The following is a 23,001-nucleotide window of genomic DNA, read 5'->3' as shown; positions in this document are numbered from 1 at the left end:
CCCGATCAGCGCGACCGGGAACGGGTCCGTCCTGACCGAGACCCCGCTGACCGGCCTGATCGTCGAGGACGGCCGGGTCGCGGGCGTCGAGGCGGGCGGCCGGAGGATCCGCGCCGCGCGGGGCGTGCTGCTGGCGGCGGGCGGGTTCGAGGCGTCCGCCGACCTGCGGGCGGCGCGCGGCGTGCCGGGCGGCGCCGGCTGGACGATGGCCCCGGACGGCGCGAACACCGGCGACGCGATCGAGGCGGCCGTGCGGATCGGCGCGGCCACCGGCCTGCTCGACCAGGCGTGGTTCTGCCCCGGCCTGCTCACCGCCGACGGGCGGCCCGCGTTCACGCTCGGGTTCCGGGGCGGGCTGATCGTGGACGGCTCGGGCCGCCGCTTCGCCAACGAGTCGCTCCCCTACGACCAGATGGGCCGGAAGATGGCCGCCGCCGAAGGACCGTTCCACCTGATCTTCGACGCACGGTCGGACGGGCTGCCCGCGATCTCCGTCCCGCCGCTGGCGGCCGACGAGCAGGTGGCGTCCGGCCGCTGGGTCCAGGCCGGCTCGATCGGCGACCTCGCCGCGAAGACCGGCCTGCCCGCCGACGCGCTGACCGCGACCGTCGAGCGCTTCAACGGCTTCGCCGCCCAGGGCGCCGACGACGACTTCCACCGCGGCGAGGACCCCTACGACCTGTACTTCTCCGGCGGGAGGCCGTGCGTCGTCGCCGTCGACCAGGCCCCGTACTTCGCGGCGGAGGTCGTGCTGAGCGACCTCGGGACGAAGGGCGGGCTGCGCACCGACGCCGACGCCCGCGTCCTGGACGGCGAGGGCCGCCCCATCCCCGGCCTCTACGCCGCCGGCAACACCAGTGCCTCGTTCACCGGCCCCGTCTACCCGGGGCCGGGCGTTCCGATCGGGTCGGCCATGGCGTTCGCCTACCGCGCCGTCCAGCACATCAGGAGGGACCACACGTGAAGATCATGGGAAGGGTCGCGGTCGCGGCCGTCACCTGCGCGGCGGCGGCCGGGATCGCCGCCGTCCCCGCGCAGGCGGCGCCCGCACAGCGCGGCAAGCTGCTGAGCAGCCGCCCGCTGGCGAACGCCGCGGCGCTGCCGAGCGCGTCCGCGAACCGCTTCGTCACCTACGTCTCCGAGGGCGTGGGCGGGAAGCCGATCACGGTGTCGGGCACGGTCGCCGTGCCGAAGGGCACCCCGCCGCCCGGCGGCTGGCCGGTGCTGAGCTGGGCGCACGGCACCACCGGCACCGCCGACCGGTGCGCGCCGTCCGCCGACACCGCGGACGGCCCGGCGCACGACTACCTGTCGGTCACCGAGCAGTACCTGGACAAGTGGGTCGCGAACGGGTTCGCGGTCGTCCAGACCGACTACGAGGGCCTCGGCACGCCCGGCGGGCACCCGTACATGCACGGCGCCAGCGAGGCCAACACCGTCACCGACATCGTCCGGGCCGCCCGCAAGGCCGACCACCGCATCGGACGCGACTGGTACGTGGCCGGGCACAGCCAGGGCGGCCAGGCGACGCTCTACACGGCGGCGGCCGCGCAGAAGCCCCGCGACGTGCGGCTGAAGGGCGCTGTGGCGATCGCGCCGGGCTCCCTGATGAGCCAGACCGCGCAGTACGTCAAGGCGCAGTACCCCGGCGCCGAGATCGCGCTGCCGTTCCTGTTCGTCCTGCTGAACGGGGCGAACGCGGCCGACCCGGCGTTCGTCCCCGAGGACCTGCTGACCGGCGACGCCGCCGCCGTCGCCAAGGCCGGCCGCACGGACGCGTGCCTGCTCCAGCTCAAGCAGCTCAGCAAGAACCTGGCGCTGGACAACGTGTTCCGCCCGGACGCCGACCTCACGCGTTTCGAGCGGTACTACGACTCGCAGGAGGCGCTCGGCCTGACCATCAAGGTCCCGACGCTGGTCGTCCAGGGCACCGCCGACCGCGAGGTCTCCCCCGCCGCGACGCAGAACATCGTCGGCGACCTCTGCAAGCGCTACGGGAGCATCGCCTACCGGCCGTTCGAGGGAGCCGACCACCGGGGCGCCATCCCGGCGTCCTTCGACGCGGCCCTGCGGTTCGCCAAGTCCGTCCAGAACGGCGAAACCCCGCCCACCACCTGCTGACCAGCACGGGCATCCAGACGGAAGCAGCATGTGAGGGCGCGCATGATGCGCGCCCTCACGGCGGTTTGACCGAATCCCGATCCTCCTCGGGTAGCGCGGGCGACCGGCACCGGTAACACAATGTGGTCGAACGCATTCACTGTGTATGCGGTGGTCTGCCGTCGCGCACACGATCGAGGAGGACCGAGCATGACCACATCGGGGCTCACCCGGACCTGCGCCGGCGTCGCCTGCGCGGCGGCGGTACTGATCGGGACGGCGCTCCCGCCGGAAGTGGCGTCCGCCGCGGAGAACCACCCCAAGACCCGGCAGAACACGCTCACCGCGATGCACGGTGAGGCCATGGCGCACGCGAGCTACCACTTCTACGCCGGACAGGCCGGTCACGAGCATCTGGGCGAGCCGCGCCGCCTGTTCACCGACGCCGCGCGTACCGAACTCCACGACCACTTCACCAAGGAGGCGCGCCTCATCCACTTCGTCCACGGTGACGCGGCGAACCTGCGCGAGAGCATCAAGGGCGAGCGGGAGGAGGCGACGCGCATGTACCCGCGCTTCGCCCGCGAGGCGCGGGCGGACGGGGACCACGACGCGGCCCGCCTGTTCACCGAGATCGCCGGCGACGAGCGGCGGCACGCCCGCGATTTCGCGAAGGCGCTCAACGCGATCACGCACCACGGCGGGCACATCCCCGCCGGGCAGAAGGCCGACCCCGTCCGGGTCGTCGCGGGCCGGCCGAAGGTCCGGTCGAAGCGGACGCTGCGCAACCTGGAGACCGCGATGCGCGGCGAGGCGTTCGCGAACGCGAAGTACACCCTGTACGCCGAGCACGCGAAGGCCCGCAACCCGAAGCTGGCCCGGCTGTTCCAGCGCGCCGCCGCGGTGGAGCTGACCGAGCACTTCGCCGGCGAGGCCGTACTCGCCGGGTTCGTCCACAACACCGCGGACAACCTGCGCCGGAGCATCGCCGGGGAGACCTACGAGGCCACGAAGATGTATCCGGGCTTCGCCCGCACCGCGCGGGCCGAGGGCGACCGGAAGGCCGCGCGGCTCTTCACGGAGATCGCCGGGGACGAGGCCGCGCACGCGCGGGCGTTCAAGCGGGCGCTCCGGCACCTGCACGACCGGCGCGGCGGCTCCTGACCCGCCTCTCCCTAACGGGCGTCCGGCGCACGCCGCCACCGGTGGCGTGCGCCGGATCTAGACCAGGTTGTCCTCGACCTTGAGGCCGAAGACGCCGCGGCCCCACATGGACAGGGCGTGCTCGACGTCGTTGGCCACGTGGACGCTGCCGGCGTGGGCGTCCCGCCAGGCGCGCTCGATGACGTTGCCGCGGTGCAGCGAGTTGCCGCCGGCGGTCTTGAACAGGATGTCGATCGCCTCGATCGCGCGCTCGGTGCCGCGGACCTGGTCGCGGCGGGCGCGCAGCCGCAGCTCCATCGGGATCTTCTCGTTGCGGGCCGCGTACTCGTGGATCTCCCGGACGTTCCGGTCGGTCTGCAGGATCGCGGCGTCGATCTCCGACGCGGCGCGCGCGACCGCGACCTGGGCATGCGGGTCCTCGACGAAGCGGCCGCCGCCGAGGCTGAGCCGGATACGGTCGCGCATCCTCGCCACGTAGTGGTCGTGGCAGCCGGCCGCCATGCCGATCACGCTGGCCGCGACGGTGCTGGTGAAGATCGTCCCGAACGGCATCCGGTACAGCGGGCCGGTGTTGACCTTGCGGCCCGGGTTGCGCAGCTGCGCCTGCTCGAAGTTGCGCATGGCCCGGTGGGACGGCACGAACGCCCGCTCCACCACGATGTCGTCGCTGGCGGTGCCGCGCAGGCCCATCGAGTCCCAGACCTCGCGGATCTCGTAGTCCTGCTTCGGGACGAGCACCGTCATGAAGTCGACCGGGCGGCCCTCCGCGCCGACGACGAGCGCGCCGAGCAGCGCCCACGAGACGAACTCGACGCCGGACGAGAACGACCAGCGGCCGGTCAGCTCGTAGCCGCCGTCGACCGGGGTGAGCCGGCCGATCGGCGCGTAGGACGAGGAGACGAGGGTGTCGGGCCCGGCCCCCCACACCTCGCGCTGCGCCTCGTCGGCGAACAGGCCGAGGTGCCAGGAGTGGACGCCGAGGATCGCGGCGACCCAGCCGGTCGACCCGCACGCGCCGGAGATCTCCCGGACCACCTCGTAGAAGGCCACCGGGTCGCCCTCGGCGCCGCCGTACCGGGCGGGCTGCAGCATCCGGAACACCCCGGCGGCGGTCAGCTCGCGGATCGTCTCGGCGGGGATGCCCCCCTTCTCGTCCACGGACCGGGCCCGCTCGGCGATGCCCGGCAGCAGCTCGCGCACGGCGTCCAGGACCTCGTTGCTCATCCCTGCTCCCGTCTTCCTGATACGGCTTCTGCAGGAGACCATGCTGCCGTGCCGCCGCGAGGGCGGGCGTCCCGGCCACCGGGACTCACCGGCCGGGACGGTGACCTGCGACCTAACGTTCGATTTACCCAGCCATCGCCGAAGGGATGATCCACGTGACCGCAACCGAGTCGGACGCCGTCCGCGCCATCGAGGCGGAGGCGATCTCCCGCCGTTTCGCCCGGGGATGGCACTGCCTCGGGCTGGCCGAGACCTTCAAGGACGGCAAGCCCCACACGGTCCACGCGTTCGGCCAGAAGCTCGTCGTGTTCACCGGTGAGGACGGGAAGACCAACGTCCTGGACGGCTACTGCCGGCACATGGGCGGCGACCTGTCCCAGGGCACCGTCAAGGGCAACGAGATCGCCTGCCCCTTCCACGACTGGCGCTGGGGCGGCGACGGGCGCTGCAAGAAGATCCCGTACTCGCGCCGCGTCCCGCTGCGCGCCCGCACCGCCGCGTGGCCGACGATGGAGCAGGACAAGCTGCTGTTCGTCTGGAACGACCCGGAGGGCAACCAGCCCCCGGCGGACGTCACGATCCCGGTGATCGAGGGCGCGACCCGCGACGACTGGACCGACTGGCGCTGGACGGAGCAGGTGGTCCACACCAACGCCCGCGAGGTCATCGACAACGTGGTCGACATGGCCCACTTCTTCTACATCCACCAGTCGTTCCCGACGTACTTCAAGAACATCTTCGAGGGCCAGACCGCCACGCAGATCATGAAGGGCGTGACCCGGGAGGACTCCCGCCGCAGGCGCGAGGGCTCCGGCGGCGGCGGGCCGCGGATGCTCGGCAACACCTCCGTGGCGTCCTACCACGGCCCCTCCTTCATGATCGACGAGCTGACGTACCACTACGAGGGGTACGACCTGAACTCGGTCCTGATCAACTGCCACTACCCGATCGACGAGAACTCGTTCTCGCTGCACTCGGGGATCATCGTCCAGCACAGCGACGCCCTCCCGCCGGAGGCGGCCGAGGCGACCGCGCAGAAGCTGTCGGAGTTCATCCTGATCGGCTTCCAGCAGGACGTCGAGATCTGGAAGAACAAGACCCGCATCGACAACCCGCTGCTGTGCGAGGAGGACGGCCCCGTCTACCAGCTGCGCCGCTGGTACGAGCAGTTCTACGTGGACGTCGCCGACGTCAAGCCGGAGATGACCGACCGGTTCGAGTTCGAGATCGACACGACCCGTCCGGTGGAGTCGTGGAAGAAGGAGGTCGAGGAGAACCTCGCGCGCCTGGACGCCGAGGGGGCCTCGGCGTGACGACACGCCAGGACGAGCGCCTCCTGGACGGCCCGCTGGTGCCCGTCTCCTGCCGCCGCTGCGCCGCGGAGGTGCTGGTGCGCAAGTCGAGCTGGGAGCAGACGAGCATCCAGTGGAACGCCGCCGCGCGGGCCGCGTGCGTGAACCTCGCCGAGGACCCGCACGAGACCTGCCCGGCGCTGCGCTCGGCGATCCAGGAGGCGGCGCTGACCGGCGCCGTCCAGGTGGTCGAGTGACCGGACGGCTGGCCGGCCGCGTCGCGGTCGTGACGGGCGCGGGCGACGGCATCGGACGCGGCGTGGCGCGCCGCTTCGCCGCCGAGGGCGCCCGCGTCCTGGTGGCGGAGCTGAACGCCGGCAGCGGCGCGGCGGTGGCGCGCGAACTGGCCGCGGAGTTCGGCGCCGAGGCGCGGTTCGTCCGGACGGACGTGACCGACAAGGCGCAGGTCCACGGCATGGTCGCGGCGGCCGTCGAGGCGTGGGGCTCGGTCGACGTCCTGGTCAACAACGCCTGGGGCGCCGGCACGGTGAGCCGCGTCGAGACCAAGACCGACGAGCAGCTCGCCCGCGGCTTCGCGATGGGCTACTACGGCCCGCTGTGGGCGATGCAGGCCGCGTTCCCCCACATGAAGGCGCGCGGGTGGGGGCGCGTCATCAACATGTGCTCGCTGAACGGGGTCAACGCCCACATGGGGACCCTGGAGTACAACTCGGCCAAGGAGGCCCTCCGGACGCTGACGCGCACCGCCGCCCGCGAGTGGGCGCCGACGGGCGTCGTCGTCAACGCGATCTGCCCGGGCGCCAAGAGCGCGGCGTTCCGGCGGATGGCGTCCGAGCACCCGGAGATCGAGGCCGCGGCCGACCGCGCCAACCCGATGGGCCGCCTCGGCGACCCGGAGACCGACATCGCGCCGGTGGCGGTGTTCCTCGCGTCCGAGGACGCCCGCTACCTGACCGGCAACACCCTGTTCGCGGACGGCGGCGCGCACGTCAACGGCGTCGCCTGGACCCCGGACCTGGACGGAGAGCAATGATCGACACCTATGGCCCGTGGGCCGTCATCGCCGGCGGCTCGGAGGGGGTCGGCGCCGCGTTCGCACACCGCCTCGCCGACGCGGGCCTGAACCTCGTGCTGATCGCCCGCAAGCCGGGCCCGCTGGCGGAGACCGCCGCCGCGGTCCGGGCGAAGGGGGTGGAGGTCCGCACGGTGGAGCTGGACCTGATCTCCCCCGACCCGCTGAAGAAGGTCCGCGAGGTCACCGACGGCCTGGACGTCGGCCTGATGATCTTCAACGCGGGCGCGAACAGCTACGGCCACGAGTTCGTCACCGGCGACCTGGAGCGCTTCCAGGGCGTCATCGACCTGAACATCACCGCGCAGCTCGCGTTCACCCACCACTTCGGCGCCCTGATGAAGGAGCGGGGCCGCGGCGGCCTGCTGCTCGTCGGCTCCCTCGCCGGGTACATGGGGCAGGCGCAGATCAGCATCTACTCCGCCGTCAAGGCGTTCGGCCGCGTCTTCGCCGAGGGCCTGTGGCTGGAGATGCGCGAGCACGGGGTGGACGTCCTGGAGCTCGTCCTCGGCGTGACCCGCACCCCGGCGATGGAACGCGCCGGCCTCAACATGGACATGCCGGGCCTGAACGTCGCCGAGCCCGACGACATCGCCCGCGAGGGCCTGGAGCACCTGAAGGACGGCCCGGTCTGGGTCGCGGGCGGCAACTACGAGGCGGCGCGGAAGCGGGCGGGCTTCCCCCGCGACCGCAAGGTCCTCGGCGCCCACGAGGCGATGAAGCGGATGCTGCCCGACCCGTCCTAACCACCTTCGACGTGCGCCTCGTAGAGGCGTTTGAGCAGCCGGTTCAGCTGCAGGCGGTCATCGCGGCCCAGGGGTTCCAGGAAGTCCTCCTGCTCCTGGGCCGCTCTGCTCGCGAGGTCCCGGACGAGGGCCGTCCCCTCCTCGGTGAGCGCGATGAGGCGGCGCCGGCGGTCGGTGGCGTCGGTCCGGCGCTCGATGAGGCGCCTGCGGGACAGCGGGTCGAGGACGGCGACGATGTTGCGCGCGTCCACGGCGACGAGTTCGGCGAGTCGCCGCTGGCCCGTCGAGCCGCGTTCGTCGAGGGTGAAGAGGACCGCGTACTGGCCTTGCGTCAGGTCATGGGCGGCCAGGAAGGCCGTCCATGAGCGGGCCGTGAGCGACCCCACGCGGGCCAGCAGGAACCCGGTTCCACGTTCGTAGCGAGGGCCGTCCACGGCGTCCATCATATTCGACATGATGCATGTGCTCTGATAGACATGAATCATGTCTATTATCTCGGTGGACGGCCGGTCGCTGCATGTCGAGGAGTCGGGAGACCCGTCCGGGCGGCCCTACCTGTTCCTGCACGGCTGGCCCGAGTCGTGGCGGACGTGGAAGCCCCTGATGGACGCCGCCCCGCCCGACGCGCGCGTCATCGCCCTCGACCTGCCCGGCATCGGCGGCTCGACGGGCGGCGCGGACGGGTCGAAGGCGGGGCTGGCGTCCGTGGTGCACGCCCTGGTCGAGCAACTGTCCCTGACCGATCTCACACTGGTCGGGCACGACGCCGGGGGAATGGTCGCCTACGCGTACCTGCGCCGGTATCCCGTGGCCCGCGCGGTCATCATGAACACGGTGATCCCCGGGGTCGACCCGTGGAGCGACGTCCTGCGGAACCCGTACATCTGGCACTTCGGGCTGAACTCGGTCCCCTCCCTGCCCGAGACCCTCGTGCGCGGGCGGCAGGCCGAGTACTTCGACTACTTCTACGACGTGCTGTCGGTGGACCCGTCCAGGATCACCCCCGAGTCGCGCGCCGCCCACGTCGCCGCCTACGAGAGCGACACCGCGCTGACGGCCGGTTTCGACCTCTACCGGGCCTTCGCAAAGGACGCCGGGGACAACGCCGCGCTCACCGAGCCGACCACGACACCCGTCCTCTACCTGCGAGGCGACGGCGAGCACGGCGCCATGCCGGGCTACGCGGCCGGCTTCCGCAAGGCCGGAATCGAGAACCTGACGACCGCGATCATCGAGGACGCGGGCCATTTCGCCCAGGAGGAGCAGCCGGACCAGGTGTGGGCGCTCATCGCCGCCTTCGCCGGCGGGCCGGAGTGAGGGTCAGCCCCGCCGCAGCCCGGCCATGATCGCTCGGAGCACGCCGGCCGCCTCGTCCCGGGCCCGGGCCGGGTCGGGGGCGGCCCCGGCGGTCATGGCCGCCTCGCACAGCGCGCTGAACAGCAGGCGCGTGAGCATGTCGATCGCGTCGACCGCGAGTTCGCCGGCCGCCGCCAGATCCTTCAGGAGCGCGCGGACGGCGGACAGCCCCAGTTCCGCGTCGAGCTCCCGGCACCGTTCGACGCCCAGCGCCGCCGGGGCCTGCTGCAGCAGGGAGCGGTGCGCGGCATCGGCGACCGTCCCGTCCATGTAGGCGTCCAGGGCGGCCATGAGCCGCTCCCACGGGGTGTCGTGCCGGGCCGCCGCCGCGGCGACCGCCTCCACCAGCCGGTGCTGGCCCTCGGTGAACACCGCCTCGAACAGGTGGGCCTTGTCGGTGAAGTGGTAGTACACCGACCCCTTGCCGACGCGCGCCGCCTCGGCGACGTCGTCGATCGTGGCGGTCGCGAAGCCCCGCTCGGTGAACAGCTCCCGCGCGGCCTGGAGCACCGCGCCCCGGGTGAGTTCCCTGTATTCGGCACGGCGGCTCTTGACGGACATGCCGACCAGATTACAGTCTTCGACCATGAGTCAGTTTTCGACTGTCAGTCATGAAGAGCTGGAGACGGTCGCGGGCTCCGGCACGTTCGTCCCGCACGACCGGCCCGAGCGGCTCACCGGACTGCTCGCCGGCTTCCTCTCGCGAAGGGCGGCCCGATGACGCCGGACGAGTTCCCCGCCGTCTTCGCCGAGGGCTGGGCGCTGCCCAAGCCGGACGCGTTCCTCGGCCATTTCCGGCCGCTCATCCACGGCGAGGCGGTCTTCACCCAGCCGATGTTCCCCGACGCGCACGGGCTCGCCGAGGTCGAGCGCATGTTCCGGCGGCTGTTCGCCCTGTTCCCCGACATGGACCTGACCGTCCGGACCAGCGCGGTGCAGGGCGGCACCGTGTTCATCGAGTCGGACTGCGCCGCGACCCTCGGGCGAAAGCCCGTCCGTTTTCGGGTCTGCGACCGGTTCGCGCTCGCCGACGGGACGATCCGGGCCCGCGCCTCCTACTCCGATCCGCTTCCCGTCCTGCTCACCGGTATCCGCCGCCCGTCCTGCTGGCCGCGACTGCTCCGCTCCCGCACGGCTTGACCTCAAGATCGGTTGAGGTCTTAGCGTCGTCCCTGATCACTGATGAAGGGGGACGTCATGAAGGCGATGGGATTCGACGAGCCGGGCGGGCCGGACGTGCTGAGGCCGCTGGAGCTGCCGGCGCCCGAGCCGGGACCGGGCGAGGTGCGGGTCCGGGTGCGGGCCGCCGGGGTGCAGCCCTACGACCTGGCCATCCGGGAGGGATGGACGCCGCCCGGGACGCCGGAGGGCTTTCCGCGCGTCCCCGGCAACGAGTTCGCGGGCGTGGTGGACGAGGTGGGCGCGGGCGTCGCCACCGTCCGGCCGGGCGAGGAGGTGCTGGGCTTCTGCCGTCTCACCGCCTACGCCGAGTACGTCGTCGTCCCGGCCGACGCGGTGACGGCCAAGCCCGCGAGCATGCCGTGGGACGTGGCGGGCGGCTTCCCGGCCGCCGTCATGACTCCGCACATCGCGCTGGAGGAGATGGCGATCGGGGAGGGCGACACCCTGCTCGTCCACGCTGCGGCGGGCGGTGTCGGGACGGTCGCCGTCCAGCTCGCCCGCATCGCCGGCGCGACGGTCATCGGGACCGCCCGCGAGGCCAACCACGACTACCTCCGCTCGCTCGGCGCGATCCCCGTCACCTACGGGGACGGGCTGGAGGAGCGCGTGCGCGCCCTGGCGCCGGACGGCGCGGACGCCGCCCTGGACGGCGCCGGCGGCGATGCCCTGGACGTGTCGCTCGACCTGGTCAAGGACCGGACCCGCATCTTCACGCTGGTCGACCACGCGCGCGCCGCCGACCTCGGCGTGCGGACGATCCCGCCCACGAAGCGGTCGGTGCTCCGCATCGCCGAGGCCGCGCGCTTCTACGACGAGGGCCGCCTGTGCATCCACGTGCGGGCGTCCTTCCCGCTGGAGCGTGCCGCCGACGCGCACCGCGAGGTCGCCACCGGCCACGGCCGCGGCAAGGTCGTCCTGCTGACCTGACCGGCGGCACAGGTCCGTGGTCAGCCGTCGTCCTCGACACGGGTCATGCCGAACCGGCCGGACGCCTCCAGGTCGCGGTAGGCGGCCACCTCGCGGCGCCGCGTGTTCTCAAGCGAGCCGACGGGCTCCGGCAGCGTGGCGTCCTCGTCCTGGACGAGCGCGGAGCAGCGGTCGAGGAACTCCGTCCAGGTCGGGGTCCTCGTTGACGACGCGGTAGCCGAGGGCATCGATCGGGCTCGTGGATCGCCCTCAGGCCCTCGGCCAGGCCGGCGCCGAGTCCCGCGACCGCCGGGCGGAGAACGCGCCGTGCCCGGTGACGAGCCAGGGCGGATCGGCGTCGGCGCGGGCGTCCACCACCTGCACGGTGTGGACGCCGCCGACGCGCCGCACCGCCGCGACCTCCCCCGCGAACCGCCGCTTCCACAAGGGCGAGCGGATGCTCGCCGGACGGGAGGGGCCTCTCAGGTCAGTTCGTAGGTGCCGTCGCGGTACTCGTAGACGGGGTCGGGGGTGTTCCAGGCCGCGTCGCGGAGGGTGCGTTTGATGACCTTGTTGGTGGGGGTGCGGGGCAGGGCGTCCACGAGGCGGATGTAGCGGGGCGTCCACTTCGTGCCCAGGTCCGGTTGGGCCGCCAGGAAGGCGGTGAAGGACGCGGGGTCGAAGGTGCGGCCCTCGGCGAGCGTCACGGCGGCCATCACCTGGTCGCCCACGTGCGCGTCCGGGACGGCGTAGACGGCGACGTCGGTGAAGGGCTCGTAGCGGGCCAGGAGGCGTTCGACGGGGGCGGCGGCGAAGTTCTCGCCGTCCACGCGCAGCCATTCGTCGTCGCGGCCGGCGAAGTACCAGTAGCCGTCCTCGTCGCGGTAGGCGAGGTCGCCCGACCAGGTCCAGCCGTTGCGGACGCGCCGCGCCGTCGCCTCCGGGTTGTTGTAGTAGCCCTCGAACTTGCCGGCGCCGTTGGTGTCGACGATCTCGCCGATGGCCTCCGCGGCGTTGAGCAGCGTGCCGTTCTCGTCGAACTTGGCGCGCGGGCATTCCTGGAGCGTGTCCGGGTCGATGACGAGGGTCCCGGCCTCGGCGACGCCCAGCGAGCCCCGGGGCGTGCCCGGGACGCGGTTCAGCCGGATCTCGCCCTCGCTGGACCCGTAGGAGTCGATGACCCTGCAGCCGAAGCGGCGCGCGAACTCGGCGATGTCGCGCTCGTTCGCCTCGTTGCCGAACGCGATGCGCAGCGGGTTGTCGGCGTCGTCCGGCCGCTCCGGGGTGGCCAGGATGTAGTTGAGGGGCTTGCCGACGTAGTTGAAGAACGTGACGCCGTGGCGGCGGACGTCCGGCAGGAAGCCCGAGGCGGAGAACTTGCGGCGCAGCACGATGCGGCCGCCCGTCGCGACGGCGGGCGCGATCCCGGCCATCAGGGCGTTCGAGTGGAACATCGGCATGACGACGTAGAAGACGTCGTCGCGGGTGAGCGCGCGGCGGTCGCGCTGCTGGACGGCGATCCGGCCGAGCCTGCCCTGCGAGCAGATGACGGCCTTGGGCGCCGAGGTCGTGCCGGAGGTGAAGACCAGCGAGAAGATCGTCTCCGGGGAGACGGTGACGGGCGGCGCGGGCTCGGCGGCGGCCAGGGCGTCGCGGTAGCCGGGGGTGTCGACGGTGAGCGTCCGAATGTCGGCGAGGCCGTCCAGCAGTGGCGCGCGGGACGTCTCGGTGACCAGCAGCCCGCAGTCGGTGTGCGCGATGTCGCGGGCCAGTTCGGCGCCCCGGCGGGTCGGGTTCAGCTCGACGACCGGGATCCCGGCGAGCGCCAGGCCGAGCAGCCAGAACAGGTGCTCGGGGCCGTTCTCCAGGAACAGCCCGGCGTGGCCGCGCAGCCCGCGGACGAGCCCCGCGCGGCGCCGGGACTCGGCGACGACCTCACGCCACGTCCAGGACGCGTCCTCGAAGGCCAGGGCCGTGCGGTCGTCGCCGGCGCGGGCCGCGACCAGCTCCGCGAACGCGGTCTCGCGGCCCGGGCGGTCGTCGCCCAGGACGGCGGTCTTCTCCTGTTCCACGCCGACCACGGTGGCCACCGCGGGCACCGACTGTGATCCAGATCCCACTCAGCGGGACCGGGGGTGCACCCGATGCGGACTGCCCTGTTTATGTCGTTCCGGCCCGACATAAAGGCAGCAGGAGGACCGTGAAGACTTCCGGGAAGAGCCGCCGCGCCGCCGGGCTCCTCGCCGTCGCGGTGATGGCGTCGGCGTGCGCGTGGCAGAGCGGCGGCGAGGGCCGGGACGCCGGCGCCGGGAAGCCCGCCGAGTACAGGGTCGGCATGATCGGCGACGCCGGGGGCGGGCGGCCCGCCGAGGGCGGCACGATGACGTTCGCGGCCTACGCCGAGGCCGGGCTGCTCGACCCCGCCGAGACGATCGTCGCGGGATCGACGGGCGGCGTCGAGATGGCCGCCATCTACGACGTGCTCATGCGCTGGGACGGCAAGACCGGCGAACTCCACCCGCAACTCGCCAAGGACCTGAAGGCGAACGGCGACGCCACCGAGTTCACGCTCAGCCTCCGCGACGGTGTCACGTTCAGCGACGGGACGCCGCTGGACGCGCAGGCCGTCAAGTGGAGCATCGAGCGCTACGTCAAGAAGGGCGCCGACGAAGCGGCGCTCTGGAAGAACAACGTCACGGCCGTCGAGACCCCCGACGACCTGACCGTGGTGTTCAAGCTCGCCCACAAGTGGCCGACGTTCCCGTTCATGCTCACCACCGGGCCCGGGATGATCGTCGCGAAGTCGTCCGACGCGAAGGGGAAGTTCACCCCGGTCGGCGCGGGCGCGTTCACGTTCGAGAGCTACAAGCCGAAGGAAGAGACCGTCCTGAAGGCGCGGGCCGGCTACTGGGACGGCAAGCCGCACCTGGACCGCGTCCGGATGGTCTACGTCGACGACCCGAACGCCGCGCTCGACACTCTGAACACCGAGCGGATCCAGTCGGCGTTCCTGCGGGACCCGGTCGTCGTCCAGAAGGCGCTGAAGGACGGCAAGCACGGCTACCTGAGCATGGTCGCGCTCGGCAACGTCGCCGTCATCAACGCGACCCCCGGGCATCCGGGCGCCGACCCGCGCGTCCGCAAGGCCATGCACTACGCGATGCAGCCCGAGGTCATCTACCGGCGCGCCTATCCGGGGACGGGCCTCGCGAGCAACGCGCTCTTCCCCGAGTTCTCGGTCTGGCACACCGGCGTCAAGCCGCTCCCCTACGACCCGGACAAGGCCCGGGAGCTGCTCAAGCAGGCGAAGGCCGACGGCTACGACGGCAAGGTCACCTGGCTGGACGCGCAGGACCCCGCGTCCCGCACGACGGCCCTCGCCGCCAAGGCGATGCTGGAGAACGTCGGCTTCGACGTCGAACTCGACCTGGTCCGCTCGATCGCCGACCAGATCACGAAGGTGTCGGTCCGCAAGGGCTACGACGTGTCCGGCTGGGGCATCAGCTGGCGCGAGGCGGGCCCGTTCGGCCGCATGTACGCGACGCTGCACGGCAAGGGCAACCTCACGGTCGGGATGCCGACGACGCCGAAGATGTCCGCGCTGATCGAGGAACTGCGGGGCGCCGCGTCGCTGGAGGACCAGCGCGCCGTCATGGGCCGCGTCCAGGAGCAGTGGAACGAGGACGTCCCCGCGCTGGTGTTCGGCCCGCAACCCGAACTCGTCGCCTGGACGGACGACGTCCACGGCGTCGTCGGCACCGTCAACAGCATGGTCCTGCTGGACGACGCATGGCTCGCGAAGGGCTAGGGGGACGAGATGGCGCGTGATCTTGTGCGGCGGCTCGTCGAGCTGGTGCTGGTCCTGCTGATCGTGAGCATGGGCACGTTCGCGCTGGTGGACCTGATGCCGGGCGACCCCGCGGTGGTGGTGCTCGGCGAGGGCCACACGGCGGCGGAGTACGCGGCGCAGCGGGAGGCGATGGGGCTGACCGACCCGCTGCCCGTCCGGTACGGGACGTGGCTCGGGGACGCGCTGACCGGCGACCTCGGCACCTCGTTCGTCCCGCCGAACGGCGAGGTCGCCGACCGGGTCGCGGCGGCGCTGCCGGTGAGCGCCGAGCTGGCGGTCCTCGCGATGCTGATGGCGCTGCTGCTGGCGGTGCCGCTGGCGATGTGGTCGGCGTACCGGGCCGGCGGCCTGGTCGACCGGATCGTCAGCGCCGGGACGTTCGGGATCCTGTCGGTGCCGAGCTTCCTCGCCGGCATGCTGCTGATCGCGCTGTTCGCCGAGCGGCTCGGCTGGTTCCCCCGGCTGGAGTGGGCGCGGCTCGGCGACGGGATCGGCGACAACCTCTACCACGCGTTCCTCCCGGCGCTGACGATCGCGCTGATGGAGACGGCGACGTTCACCCGCGTGCTGCGCGGCGACCTCATCACGACGCTGCAGGAGGACTTCATCCTGTCGGCGAAGGCGAAGGGGATGACGCCGGTCCACGTGCTGGTCAGGGACGCGCTGCGCCCCTCGTCGTTCTCGCTGATCACGCTGATGGGGATCAGCCTGGGCCGGCTCATCGGCAGCACGGTGATCGTGGAGTACCTGTTCGCGCTGCCCGGCATGGGCACGCTGATCATCGGCGCGGCGGACGCCGGCGACGTGCCGATGGTGCAGGGCGCGGTGCTCGTGATCGCGCTGATCTACGTGCTGGTGAACGCGCTGATCGATCTGTCCTACGGCCGGCTCGACCCACGAATCAGGCGGGCACATGTCTGACATCTCCGTAGCGCCGGCCGCGTCGCGGCCGGCGGGCCGCTGGTGGGGCGGGGCCCTGGCCGCCGCAGGGCTCGCCGTGTTCGGGCTGTCGGTGACGGTCCTCGCGGGCGACGGCTGGACGCAGGCCGCCGCGGTCGTCGCGGGCCTCGCCGCCGCCTACGCCGGCCTGAACGCGGCCGGGCGGGACCTGTTCGGCGCCTCCTTCGACCTCATGTTCTGGCTGTGCGCGGTGTGGCTCGTCCTGCTGGTCGGGGCGGCGGTCCTGGCGCCGGCGCTGCCGCTCGGCGAGCACCAGGACATCGTCAAGACGCTCGGGACGCCCGGCATGGCCGTCCCCGACCTGTCCACCTCGCACCCGCTCGGCACCAACAACTTCGGCCTCGACCAGCTGTCCCGCGTCGTGTACGGGGCGCGGTCGTCGCTCGTGGTGTCGCTCGGCGCGGTCGCGATCGGCATCGTCGTCGGCGGGACGGTCGGGATCGTCGCCGGCTACTTCGGGCGCGCCACCGACGCGGGCGTCGGGGTGCTGACGAACGCGCTGCTCGCCGTGCCGCCGCTGATCCTGCTCATCGCGCTCGGCACCGTGCTGGAGCCGAACCTGCGCAACATCTCCGTCGCGCTGTCGCTGCTGGCGATCCCCAGCATGATCCGGATGGCGCGGGCGAGCACGCTGGCGTTCGCGCAGCGCGAGTTCGTCACGGCGGCGGAGGCGATCGGCGCCTCCCGGTGGCGGATCATGACGCGGGAGCTGCTGCCGAACGTGCTGCTGCCGCTCGCGTCCTACGGCATGGTGATGGTGTCGGTGCTGATCGTCGCCGAGGCGTCGCTGAGCTTCCTCGGCCTCGGCGTCCAGCCGCCCGCGCCGTCCTGGGGCAACATGATCGCCGAGGGCGAGGAGAACGACGCCTTCACCCGGTACCCGCACATCGTGCTGGTGCCCGGCATCACGCTCTTCCTGACCGTCTTCGCGTTCAACCTCATCGGCGAGAAGGCCCGCAAGCGCTGGGACCCCCGCCAGGCGAAGCTCTAGGAGCGGTTATGAACGACAGCCCCCTTCTCACGGTCGAGGACCTGCGCACCGAGATCCGCACCGCCCGGGGCCCGCTCAAGGCGGTGGACGGCGTGTCCTTCACCGTCCGCCCCGGAGAGATGTTCGGCATCGTCGGCGAGTCGGGCTCCGGCAAGTCGGTGCTCGGCCGGACCGTCATGGGCCTCTACACCTCCGGCCCGACGATGACGGTGTCGGGCAAGGTCGTGCTCGCCGGCAAGGACGTGCACGCGCTCTCGGCCGCCGGGCGCCGGCGGCTGTGGAGGTCGGAGGTCGGGATGGTCTTCCAGGACCCGTCGACCGCGCTCAACCCCGTCAAGAAGGTCGGCCGGCACCTCACCGAGGGCATGCGGGGCCTGTCCCGCGCCGCCGCGCGCGACCGGGCCGAGGAGCTGCTGCGGCTGGTCGGCATCCCCGAGCCGCGCCGCCGCCTCGGCCAGTACCCGCACGAGCTGTCCGGCGGCATGCGGCAGCGCGTCGTGATCGCGGTCGCGCTGGCCGGCGAGCCGTCGCTGCTGATCGCGGACGAGCCGACGACCGCGCTGGACGTCACCGTGCAGAAGCAGATCCTCGACCTGCTCGGCCGGCTCCAGGCCGAGCTCGGCACGGCGATCGTGCTGATCAGCCACAACCTCGCGGTCGTCGCCGGGCGCGCCGACCGGGTCGCGGTGATGTACGCGGGACGGCTCGCGGAGCTGGCCCCGGCCGAGGCGCTGTTCGGCGGCCCCCGCCACCCCTACACCGAGGCGCTGCTGGCGTCCGTGCCGCGCCTCGCCGACCCGCCGCACTCCCCGCTCCAGGCGATCGACGGCGCCCCGCCGAACATGGCGGCGCCGCCGCCCGGCTGCCGGTTCGCGCCCCGCTGCCGGTACGCGACGGCGGCCTGCGACACGGCCCCCGACCTCGTCGCGGACGGCGGCCACGCCGTCGCCTGCCACCACCCCGTCAGCATCGGAGGCGCCTGATGGCCGGCACCGGAACCACCCACCTGCGCGACGGCGAGCGCGTCCTGTCCGTCGAGGACCTCGTCGTCGAGTTCCCGGCGGGACGCGGCCGGACCGTGCACGCCGTCTCCGGCATCAGCTTCGACCTGCTGGACGGCGAGACGCTCGGCATCCTCGGCGAGTCGGGCTGCGGCAAGTCCAGCGCGGGCCGCGCCGTGATGCAGCTCCCGCCGCCCACCGCCGGCTCGGTGAAGCTGAACGGCACCGAGCTGACCGGCCTCGGCCGCGCCGCGCTGCGCGAGCGCCGCCGCCGGATGCAGATGATCCTGCAGAACCCGGTCGCCGCGCTGAACCCGCGCCGCAAGGTCGCCGACCTCGTCGCCGAGGGGCCCGTGGTGTGGGGCGGCAAGCCGGACCGGGCCGCGATCGAGGCGGCGCTGGAGGCGGTCGGCCTCGACCCGGCGACCGTCTGGGACCGCCGCCCGCACGAGCTGTCCGGCGGGCAGTGCCAGCGCGTCTGCATCGCCCGCGCGCTGCTGCTCGACCCGCAGGTGCTGATCTGCGACGAGCCGGTGTCCAGCCTGGACGTGTCGGTGCAGGCGCAGATCCTCAACCTGCTGGAGGCGACGCGGGAGCGGCTCGGCCTCAGCATGATCTTCATCGCGCACGACCTCGCCGTGGTGAAGAACGTCAGCGACCGGATCATGGTGATGTACCTGGGGAAGGTCTGCGAGGTCGTCCCGTCCGGCGCGCTGGCCGGGTCGGCGCTGCACCCCTACACGCGACTGCTCCTCGCCTCGGTACCGGACGCCCCACAGGACGCGGCGGAGCAGGAGCAGTCGGAACTACCGTCCCCGATCGCCCCGCCGACCGGCTGCCGCTTCCGCACCCGCTGCCCCCTCGCCACCGACCGCTGCGCCGAGGAAGAACCGAAACTACGCCAAACCGCCGACGGCCACCACGTGGCCTGCCACCTGGTCTAACGACACCCCCGCATCGACCTTCGCGCGTCCCCGCCCTCCGTCACGCCATCCGGTAGACGACCCAGGCACGACCCGCCTGCGCCGCTTTAGCGCGAAAGCCGCGTGCTTCCTCCGGCCCGTGCATGGCCTTGTACTCGCGGAACATCGTCCACAGCGCTCCCAGCCCAGTGACCGCATCAGCTGGAGCCGCCCTCCAAGCAGGGTGTGCGGCGACAAGCGCTTCCGCCTGGGCGGGGCTGTGTCCAGCCTCGATCAGCCGGGGGACGAGCAGCGCGGCATCGATCCAAGCCTGCCCCCGACATGCGAACGACCAGTCGATGACATAAATCCCCTGACCGGCGATGAGCAGGTTCCCGCTGTGCAGGTCATAGTGCAGCAGGGTCTCCCCCTGCAGTGACTCCACGGACAACCCTTCAAGAGCCTCCGCGTACATGCCCCGCCGTCGCCCGCACAGGTTCTCGCCCAACAGAGCAGCCGCCGTCTTCCGCAGAACATCCAGGTTGACCGAGACGCAGGGCAGTTCCCCGCCCGGCCCTCCGAGTCGCGACAGGGCATCGATCACGTTGGGCAGATCCGGAGACCCGGGCGCCAGATCAGCGCTCCGCGCGCCGCCGATGAACTCGAACACCAGCAGGATCCAACGCCCGACATCGGCACACCACAGCATCCGAGGGGCCGGAACGGCCGACGCGAGCGCGAGGTTCGCCGCCTGCTCACGCGCATAGAGACGAGCGGCGGGCTCGTCGGCCGCAATCCCCTTGAGGAAGACACTGCCGGCGCCCTCCACATGAAGCCTCGCAGCCACCCCCGGCATGATCCCGCGCTCCGCGACCTCAGCCTTGAGCACCGTCCCGAACCGCTCCTCCACGGCCGCCCGCACCCCACCGGGAAGCCCCTCCCACTGAGGGTTCCCCACACTCATCCCGCCTTCGGGGAGTCGTGGCAGCCCTGGTAACACTGGCTGCAGTCACCGGCCGTCTCCCACAGGTCGGGGTCGACGTGCAGCCCAGCCTGTTCCATGGCGGCCACGGTAGCCCTGATGGAGGCTCCTCCACTGCCGGTCTCGCTCCGGTCGTCGGGCGTGTGGTGGATGAATCGGCCCGCGACGCGGTGGCAGAAGTCGGCGTACTCGCGGGTGTGGAGGACGAAGGCGTGCCATCCGACGTCCACGGACTTGGACGGGGCCAGCCCGGCGCCGGGATTGAGAGCGCACGCCATCAAGAAGGCCAACGCCTGGTGCAGAACCCGCTCGGCCTCCTCGGTGCTGACGTGCTCTTCGCGGACGATGCGGGTCACCAGCCGACCGAACAGGTCGGCGCTGATCAGTCTCTTGGGGTCGGTGGCAGCCGGACCTGGACGCGCGGTCATGACGGACATGGCCTTCTCCTCATCTGCGACCGGCGGACGGTGACTCTCCGGCCGTCCGGTGCGCCGAAGCTCATGGCAAGGACGCTAGAAAGCCGCTCATCGACCACGCCAGAGACTTGCGTGAACTTGCACACGGACTCAGAGAGCAGCGATCGCCGCCGTGATCAGACTGCGTGCGGCCCGACCGTGAACCGCCATCGAGGAGAGTTCGGAGAAGGTTCTCCGGTAAAGGTCGAGTTCGCCGGCCTGCCGCACTGTGATCTTCGCGGAGACGGTCTCGATGACGACCTGCTCCTCATCCAGGATCCAAAAACCCTCGACCGGCCACATGGCGCGAAAAACAGAGAACGGAATAATGCCGAGTGATACAGACGGAAGAGTCATGATGTCGAGCAGATGGCCCAGTTGTCCGGCCATCACGTCAACGCCGCCAAAGCTTGTGCGCAACACCGACTCCTCGATGACGACCGCAAAACGGCGGCCCCCGTCATAGAGCAGCCGTTGTCGATCGATTCTCGCTTTGGCCGCCTCGTCACCTTCACCGGGAAGCGAGAAGAAGTCGGCTATCCTGGCGAGCACTGCCCCGGCGTAGCCTTCGGTCTGCAGAAAGCCGGGCACAACACCCGGCTCGTAGATCCTGAAACTCGCGGTTTGCTCCCACAGTGGCATCACGGCATCCTGCAGGCGCTTCAGGCCGCCACGCTGCATGCGCCGCCACTCCACATAAGCCGAGTCGAGTTGGCGATTGATCGACACCAGTTCGGCCGCGACCCGTTCATCTGCTCCGCATGCCGCGCACCATGCCCTGATGTCGGAGTCTGTAACGGCCTGCCGACCGCTCTGCATTCGACTGCATTTCGACTCGTGCCAGCCGCACGCGGCCGCCACCTCCCGGGCCGATAGACCGGAATCCAGACGGATCTCCCGCAGCCGGACGGCCAGTGCCTCACGGGCCCGCTGGATGGATGATGACGGGGGGATCGACATGGATGGACGTCAGGAGGGCCGGTACTCACCGTGGTCGGTCGCCCGCTGCCACACGGCCGTGAAAGCGGTGGAGCACTGTGCGACCAAGGATTTATCGCGGGTCACTTCGTTACCGGCCCATTCTCCGTCCCCGGCGAAGTGATTCCATACAAGGACGGCAGAGTCGAAGACCCAGAAGTCGCTTGGCGGCGTCAGCAGGCCGGCGGTCCGATGGCGAGGCAGCCACCGCACCCGCTCCCCCGCCGTCAAGTTAACCGACGCCGTACATTCCCAGAGCCAGCGAGCGTAATCAGAGAGCGGCTCGGAAACAATCCGCGCCCGTCGGACATCAACCCCTCTCAAAACCGCCTTCCCGACCGTCGATATCCACCACTCATCGTTGGCATCGGTGGACACGGTTCCGGTTTCAAGCCACTCCACGAAAGCAGCATCCGCCATGTAGGCGTCACGCAACTCAAGGTGGACGGCGGAGCTGGTCGCTGCGGCGAGAAGGTCTTCAAACTTCTCGTTGGTCAGCGGCGTCCCCATCGAGCGCCTCCAAGGCCTTCAATATCATCGGCTTCATGCGCGCAGGAACTCGCACCGAGGACTCGTTCTCGGCTGTGCGGCTGTAGGACGAGATCTCAGCCAGCACGGCTGCATCGGTCTCCGTCCACCCCTGGATCACGAGTTCCCCCCTCGCACGGTCCAGGAAGACGGCCGGCGAGCCCTGGTTCTTGCTGGTGTCGTCCTTGCCGTAGAACTCCAGAGCCATGCTGACCTCCGGCACCAGCGCATGCGTCGGCTTGCATGCGACTGGATCGATCCTCCGTGCCGCCGCCCCCGCCGTCAAGCGTCCGTGCGAACACCACGACAAGCGCTCACCGCAATGGAACAGAAGAATGACCCGCAAGGCCGATGGCCGCACAAGGGCGATCACTGCGGGAACTAGAGGATGGGGATGACTTACCGCCCGAGCGGATCTCCGGTGCCCGCAGACGAAACTCCCCGCAGACGGACATCAGAGAAGCTAGCGGCGCAGACGGTTCAACGGTCGTAGTACCCGGTCTTCACCTGCGTCAGGAAGACCGCCCAGGCCTCGGGGGTCAAGTTCAGGCGCCCAGTGGCAGGGGCCTTGCTGTCCCGCACGCCGATTCCCACCGAGAGGTCGGCGACCTCGACACACTGACCGTTGCCGCTGCTACGGCTGCTCTTCCGCCACTGAGTGCGGTGTGATGTGGTCATCCTGCTCCTCCTTGATGCCCGTCTCTCACCGCCGCGATCAAGGAAGCGGATGCGCTCGGGCCGAGCGCGTCGGCACGAAGGTGCGTGAACACCCGATTACACCTGGAAATGTCAGCTTCTTCCTCTAGGAAGCTGCTCCCGCATGACTTCGCGCCCGCCAACGACGCGCCGTGGCTGATGGTGAGCCTGCGCGGCCTCGGGCGGGGCTCGGTGTTGTACATGCACGGGCGAGCCGAGCCCGTGTTGGCGGTGCCGGTGGTATCGCGGCGGCGGTCGGTGGCGGTGCTCGTCGTCCAAGACCGGGGGGGTGGTCGTACTTGTGGGACGCCGCTCACCGGACGCCGGCGCGGTCGGCGCCGGTGGCGGCCGGACTGATCGCCGGGGTGACCCAGTGATCGTGTGGGACAAGGTGTACACCGAGCGGGTGTGCTCGGGCGGTGTCCTGGACGATGTGGACCTGCTGGTCTGCGAGGTCGCCACCAACGCAGTCCGGCACAGCGCCAGCGGGTGACCCTGCTCTCGTTGTCCGCGCGGCCGCGGGTGGAGATTCAGGACGACGGCGGCTCGAAGGGAGCCAGTGGGACGAGTACGAGCGCCAGGCCGACGGGGAAGA

The 23,001-nt window shown here is 71.3% G+C and carries 28 protein-coding genes; 16 read left to right on the top strand and 12 right to left on the bottom strand.

Going from position 1 to position 23,001, the window contains the following annotated elements:
• The 3 genes from ETD96_RS06275 to ETD96_RS06265 all read left to right on the top strand — a co-directional run.
• Positions 1–964, top strand: a 964-nt coding sequence (locus tag ETD96_RS06275; protein ID WP_138635316.1) for an FAD-binding protein, incomplete at its 5' end; no start/stop codon positions are given.
• A 5-nt stretch (positions 965–969) separates the two neighbouring features.
• Positions 970–2,121: an alpha/beta hydrolase family protein gene (locus tag ETD96_RS06270; protein ID WP_240807299.1), complete on the top strand. Its 1,152-nt coding sequence runs from the start codon at positions 970–972 to the stop codon at positions 2,119–2,121.
• Positions 2,122–2,310: 189 nt separating this feature from the next.
• On the top strand, positions 2,311–3,264 hold the full coding sequence (locus tag ETD96_RS06265) for a ferritin family protein (protein ID WP_205719129.1): 954 nt from the start codon (positions 2,311–2,313) through the stop codon (positions 3,262–3,264).
• Between the two features lie 57 nt (positions 3,265–3,321).
• On the opposite strand, the gene hsaA is transcribed toward ETD96_RS06265, so the two are convergent.
• Complete coding sequence (hsaA, locus tag ETD96_RS06260; RefSeq protein ID WP_138635314.1) at positions 3,322–4,488, bottom strand: 3-hydroxy-9,10-secoandrosta-1,3,5(10)-triene-9,17-dione monooxygenase oxygenase subunit; 1,167 nt, start codon at positions 4,486–4,488, stop codon at positions 3,322–3,324.
• 146 nt (positions 4,489–4,634) lie between these two features.
• Here hsaA and ETD96_RS06255 point away from each other — a divergent pair, with 146 nt between their 5' ends.
• Genes ETD96_RS06255 through ETD96_RS06240 form a run of 4 tightly spaced genes read left to right on the top strand, consistent with a single transcriptional unit; the run spans position 4,635 to position 7,619 of the window.
• On the top strand, positions 4,635–5,801 hold the full coding sequence (locus tag ETD96_RS06255) for a 3-ketosteroid-9-alpha-monooxygenase, oxygenase component (RefSeq protein WP_138635313.1): 1,167 nt from the start codon (positions 4,635–4,637) through the stop codon (positions 5,799–5,801).
• Positions 5,798–6,037 (top strand): ferredoxin, encoded by a 240-nt coding sequence (locus tag ETD96_RS06250; RefSeq protein ID WP_138635312.1) that lies wholly within the window; start codon positions 5,798–5,800, stop codon positions 6,035–6,037. Before ETD96_RS06255 ends, ETD96_RS06250 begins: the two co-directional genes overlap by 4 nt.
• Positions 6,034–6,834: an SDR family NAD(P)-dependent oxidoreductase gene (locus ETD96_RS06245; protein ID WP_138635311.1), complete on the top strand. Its 801-nt coding sequence runs from the start codon at positions 6,034–6,036 to the stop codon at positions 6,832–6,834. The genes ETD96_RS06250 and ETD96_RS06245 overlap by 4 nt, the downstream gene beginning before the upstream one ends.
• On the top strand, positions 6,831–7,619 hold the full coding sequence (locus ETD96_RS06240) for an SDR family NAD(P)-dependent oxidoreductase (protein ID WP_138635310.1): 789 nt from the start codon (positions 6,831–6,833) through the stop codon (positions 7,617–7,619). The genes ETD96_RS06245 and ETD96_RS06240 overlap by 4 nt, the downstream gene beginning before the upstream one ends.
• On the opposite strand, the gene ETD96_RS06235 is transcribed toward ETD96_RS06240, so the two are convergent.
• On the bottom strand, positions 7,616–8,053 hold the full coding sequence (locus tag ETD96_RS06235; RefSeq protein ID WP_171068884.1) for a MarR family winged helix-turn-helix transcriptional regulator: 438 nt from the start codon (positions 8,051–8,053) through the stop codon (positions 7,616–7,618). The genes ETD96_RS06240 and ETD96_RS06235 overlap by 4 nt on opposite strands.
• Before the next feature lie 49 nt (positions 8,054–8,102).
• Between ETD96_RS06235 and ETD96_RS06230 the strand changes: the two genes are divergently transcribed.
• On the top strand, positions 8,103–8,936 hold the full coding sequence (locus ETD96_RS06230) for an alpha/beta fold hydrolase (protein ID WP_138635308.1): 834 nt from the start codon (positions 8,103–8,105) through the stop codon (positions 8,934–8,936).
• A gap of 3 nt (positions 8,937–8,939) precedes the next feature.
• Here ETD96_RS06230 and ETD96_RS06225 read toward each other — a convergent pair whose 3' ends face one another.
• Positions 8,940–9,536: a TetR/AcrR family transcriptional regulator gene (locus tag ETD96_RS06225; protein WP_171068883.1), complete on the bottom strand. Its 597-nt coding sequence runs from the start codon at positions 9,534–9,536 to the stop codon at positions 8,940–8,942.
• A 25-nt stretch (positions 9,537–9,561) separates the two neighbouring features.
• On the opposite strand from ETD96_RS06225, the gene ETD96_RS47475 reads away from it, so the two are divergent.
• From ETD96_RS47475 to ETD96_RS06215, 3 genes are read left to right on the top strand one after another with little or no spacing between them, the layout of a single operon-like run.
• The gene (locus ETD96_RS47475; RefSeq protein ID WP_274704592.1) at positions 9,562–9,696 is read left to right on the top strand and encodes a hypothetical protein; all 135 of its coding nucleotides are present in this window, start codon (positions 9,562–9,564) and stop codon (positions 9,694–9,696) included.
• Positions 9,693–10,115: a nuclear transport factor 2 family protein gene (locus ETD96_RS06220; protein WP_138635306.1), complete on the top strand. Its 423-nt coding sequence runs from the start codon at positions 9,693–9,695 to the stop codon at positions 10,113–10,115. The genes ETD96_RS47475 and ETD96_RS06220 overlap by 4 nt, the downstream gene beginning before the upstream one ends.
• Before the next feature lie 57 nt (positions 10,116–10,172).
• Positions 10,173–11,084: an NADP-dependent oxidoreductase gene (locus ETD96_RS06215; RefSeq protein WP_138635305.1), complete on the top strand. Its 912-nt coding sequence runs from the start codon at positions 10,173–10,175 to the stop codon at positions 11,082–11,084.
• Between the two features lie 20 nt (positions 11,085–11,104).
• Here the strand turns inward: ETD96_RS06215 and ETD96_RS06210 are convergent, their stop codons facing one another.
• Genes ETD96_RS06210 through ETD96_RS06205 form a run of 3 tightly spaced genes read right to left on the bottom strand, consistent with a single transcriptional unit; the run spans position 11,105 to position 13,135 of the window.
• Complete coding sequence (locus ETD96_RS06210; protein WP_138635304.1) at positions 11,105–11,311, bottom strand: hypothetical protein; 207 nt, start codon at positions 11,309–11,311, stop codon at positions 11,105–11,107.
• A gap of 22 nt (positions 11,312–11,333) precedes the next feature.
• On the bottom strand, positions 11,334–11,510 hold the full coding sequence (locus tag ETD96_RS44440) for a hypothetical protein (protein WP_171068882.1): 177 nt from the start codon (positions 11,508–11,510) through the stop codon (positions 11,334–11,336).
• A gap of 35 nt (positions 11,511–11,545) precedes the next feature.
• Entirely contained in the window at positions 11,546–13,135 is a 1,590-nt protein-coding gene (locus ETD96_RS06205; RefSeq protein WP_240807297.1) for an AMP-binding protein, read from the bottom strand.
• Positions 13,136–13,263: 128 nt separating this feature from the next.
• Between ETD96_RS06205 and ETD96_RS06200 the strand changes: the two genes are divergently transcribed.
• Genes ETD96_RS06200 through ETD96_RS06180 form a run of 5 tightly spaced genes read left to right on the top strand, consistent with a single transcriptional unit; the run spans position 13,264 to position 18,809 of the window.
• A complete protein-coding gene (locus ETD96_RS06200) occupies positions 13,264–14,871 on the top strand; it encodes an ABC transporter substrate-binding protein (protein ID WP_240807295.1) in 1,608 nt (535 codons plus the stop codon).
• Positions 14,872–14,880: 9 nt separating this feature from the next.
• Positions 14,881–15,834: an ABC transporter permease gene (locus tag ETD96_RS06195; RefSeq protein WP_138635303.1), complete on the top strand. Its 954-nt coding sequence runs from the start codon at positions 14,881–14,883 to the stop codon at positions 15,832–15,834.
• Complete coding sequence (locus tag ETD96_RS06190) at positions 15,827–16,864, top strand: ABC transporter permease (RefSeq protein ID WP_138635302.1); 1,038 nt, start codon at positions 15,827–15,829, stop codon at positions 16,862–16,864. Before ETD96_RS06195 ends, ETD96_RS06190 begins: the two co-directional genes overlap by 8 nt.
• Before the next feature lie 8 nt (positions 16,865–16,872).
• Entirely contained in the window at positions 16,873–17,847 is a 975-nt protein-coding gene (locus tag ETD96_RS06185) for an ABC transporter ATP-binding protein (protein WP_138635301.1), read from the top strand.
• Entirely contained in the window at positions 17,847–18,809 is a 963-nt protein-coding gene (locus tag ETD96_RS06180) for an ABC transporter ATP-binding protein (RefSeq protein ID WP_138635300.1), read from the top strand. The genes ETD96_RS06185 and ETD96_RS06180 overlap by 1 nt, the downstream gene beginning before the upstream one ends.
• Before the next feature lie 40 nt (positions 18,810–18,849).
• Here ETD96_RS06180 and ETD96_RS06175 read toward each other — a convergent pair whose 3' ends face one another.
• The 6 genes from ETD96_RS06175 to ETD96_RS06150 form a co-directional block, all read right to left on the bottom strand.
• On the bottom strand, positions 18,850–19,677 hold the full coding sequence (locus ETD96_RS06175) for a phosphotransferase (RefSeq protein ID WP_171068881.1): 828 nt from the start codon (positions 19,675–19,677) through the stop codon (positions 18,850–18,852).
• Between the two features lie 50 nt (positions 19,678–19,727).
• A complete protein-coding gene (locus ETD96_RS06170) occupies positions 19,728–20,186 on the bottom strand; it encodes a glycine-rich domain-containing protein (RefSeq protein WP_205719128.1) in 459 nt (152 codons plus the stop codon).
• 129 nt (positions 20,187–20,315) lie between these two features.
• The gene (locus tag ETD96_RS06165; protein WP_138635298.1) at positions 20,316–21,164 is read right to left on the bottom strand and encodes a helix-turn-helix domain-containing protein; all 849 of its coding nucleotides are present in this window, start codon (positions 21,162–21,164) and stop codon (positions 20,316–20,318) included.
• 9 nt (positions 21,165–21,173) lie between these two features.
• Entirely contained in the window at positions 21,174–21,692 is a 519-nt protein-coding gene (locus ETD96_RS06160; RefSeq protein WP_138635297.1) for a DUF6879 family protein, read from the bottom strand.
• Positions 21,661–21,918 (bottom strand): hypothetical protein, encoded by a 258-nt coding sequence (locus ETD96_RS06155; RefSeq protein WP_138635296.1) that lies wholly within the window; start codon positions 21,916–21,918, stop codon positions 21,661–21,663. The genes ETD96_RS06160 and ETD96_RS06155 overlap by 32 nt, the downstream gene beginning before the upstream one ends.
• A 272-nt stretch (positions 21,919–22,190) precedes the next feature.
• On the bottom strand, positions 22,191–22,388 hold the full coding sequence (locus ETD96_RS06150; RefSeq protein ID WP_138635295.1) for a DUF397 domain-containing protein: 198 nt from the start codon (positions 22,386–22,388) through the stop codon (positions 22,191–22,193).
• Positions 22,389–23,001 lie beyond the last annotated feature (613 nt).

The sequence above is a fragment of the Actinomadura geliboluensis genome (genome assembly GCF_005889745.1).
GTDB classification, from domain to species: domain Bacteria; phylum Actinomycetota; class Actinomycetes; order Streptosporangiales; family Streptosporangiaceae; genus Spirillospora; species Spirillospora geliboluensis.
The sequence above is the reverse complement of the archived record's forward strand: the minus strand, read 5'-3'. Positions and strand labels throughout refer to the sequence as shown.

Excerpts from the sequence above, each read along its gene's own strand:
- ETD96_RS06180 (WP_138635300.1), top strand. The coding sequence starts at position 17,847 with ATGGCCGGCACCGGAACCACCCACCTGCGCGACGGCGAGCGCGTCCTG.
- ETD96_RS06185 (WP_138635301.1), top strand. The coding sequence starts at position 16,873 with ATGAACGACAGCCCCCTTCTCACGGTCGAGGACCTGCGCACCGAGATC.
- ETD96_RS06165 (WP_138635298.1), bottom strand. The coding sequence starts at position 21,164 with ATGTCGATCCCCCCGTCATCATCCATCCAGCGGGCCCGTGAGGCACTG.
- ETD96_RS06265 (WP_205719129.1), top strand. The coding sequence starts at position 2,311 with ATGACCACATCGGGGCTCACCCGGACCTGCGCCGGCGTCGCCTGCGCG.
- ETD96_RS06225 (WP_171068883.1), bottom strand. The coding sequence starts at position 9,536 with ATGTCCGTCAAGAGCCGCCGTGCCGAATACAGGGAACTCACCCGGGGC.
- ETD96_RS47475 (WP_274704592.1), top strand. The coding sequence starts at position 9,562 with ATGAGTCAGTTTTCGACTGTCAGTCATGAAGAGCTGGAGACGGTCGCG.
- ETD96_RS06210 (WP_138635304.1), bottom strand. The coding sequence starts at position 11,311 with ATGCCCTCGGCTACCGCGTCGTCAACGAGGACCCCGACCTGGACGGAG.
- ETD96_RS06215 (WP_138635305.1), top strand. The coding sequence starts at position 10,173 with ATGAAGGCGATGGGATTCGACGAGCCGGGCGGGCCGGACGTGCTGAGG.
- hsaA (WP_138635314.1), bottom strand. The coding sequence starts at position 4,488 with ATGAGCAACGAGGTCCTGGACGCCGTGCGCGAGCTGCTGCCGGGCATC.
- ETD96_RS06270 (WP_240807299.1), top strand. The coding sequence starts at position 970 with ATGGGAAGGGTCGCGGTCGCGGCCGTCACCTGCGCGGCGGCGGCCGGG.
- ETD96_RS06230 (WP_138635308.1), top strand. The coding sequence starts at position 8,103 with ATGTCTATTATCTCGGTGGACGGCCGGTCGCTGCATGTCGAGGAGTCG.
- ETD96_RS06220 (WP_138635306.1), top strand. The coding sequence starts at position 9,693 with ATGACGCCGGACGAGTTCCCCGCCGTCTTCGCCGAGGGCTGGGCGCTG.
- ETD96_RS06150 (WP_138635295.1), bottom strand. The coding sequence starts at position 22,388 with ATGACCACATCACACCGCACTCAGTGGCGGAAGAGCAGCCGTAGCAGC.
- ETD96_RS06195 (WP_138635303.1), top strand. The coding sequence starts at position 14,881 with ATGGCGCGTGATCTTGTGCGGCGGCTCGTCGAGCTGGTGCTGGTCCTG.
- ETD96_RS06170 (WP_205719128.1), bottom strand. The coding sequence starts at position 20,186 with ATGTCCGTCATGACCGCGCGTCCAGGTCCGGCTGCCACCGACCCCAAG.
- ETD96_RS06190 (WP_138635302.1), top strand. The coding sequence starts at position 15,827 with ATGTCTGACATCTCCGTAGCGCCGGCCGCGTCGCGGCCGGCGGGCCGC.
- ETD96_RS06160 (WP_138635297.1), bottom strand. The coding sequence starts at position 21,692 with ATGGGGACGCCGCTGACCAACGAGAAGTTTGAAGACCTTCTCGCCGCA.
- ETD96_RS06240 (WP_138635310.1), top strand. The coding sequence starts at position 6,831 with ATGATCGACACCTATGGCCCGTGGGCCGTCATCGCCGGCGGCTCGGAG.
- ETD96_RS06255 (WP_138635313.1), top strand. The coding sequence starts at position 4,635 with ATGATCCACGTGACCGCAACCGAGTCGGACGCCGTCCGCGCCATCGAG.
- ETD96_RS06155 (WP_138635296.1), bottom strand. The coding sequence starts at position 21,918 with ATGGCTCTGGAGTTCTACGGCAAGGACGACACCAGCAAGAACCAGGGC.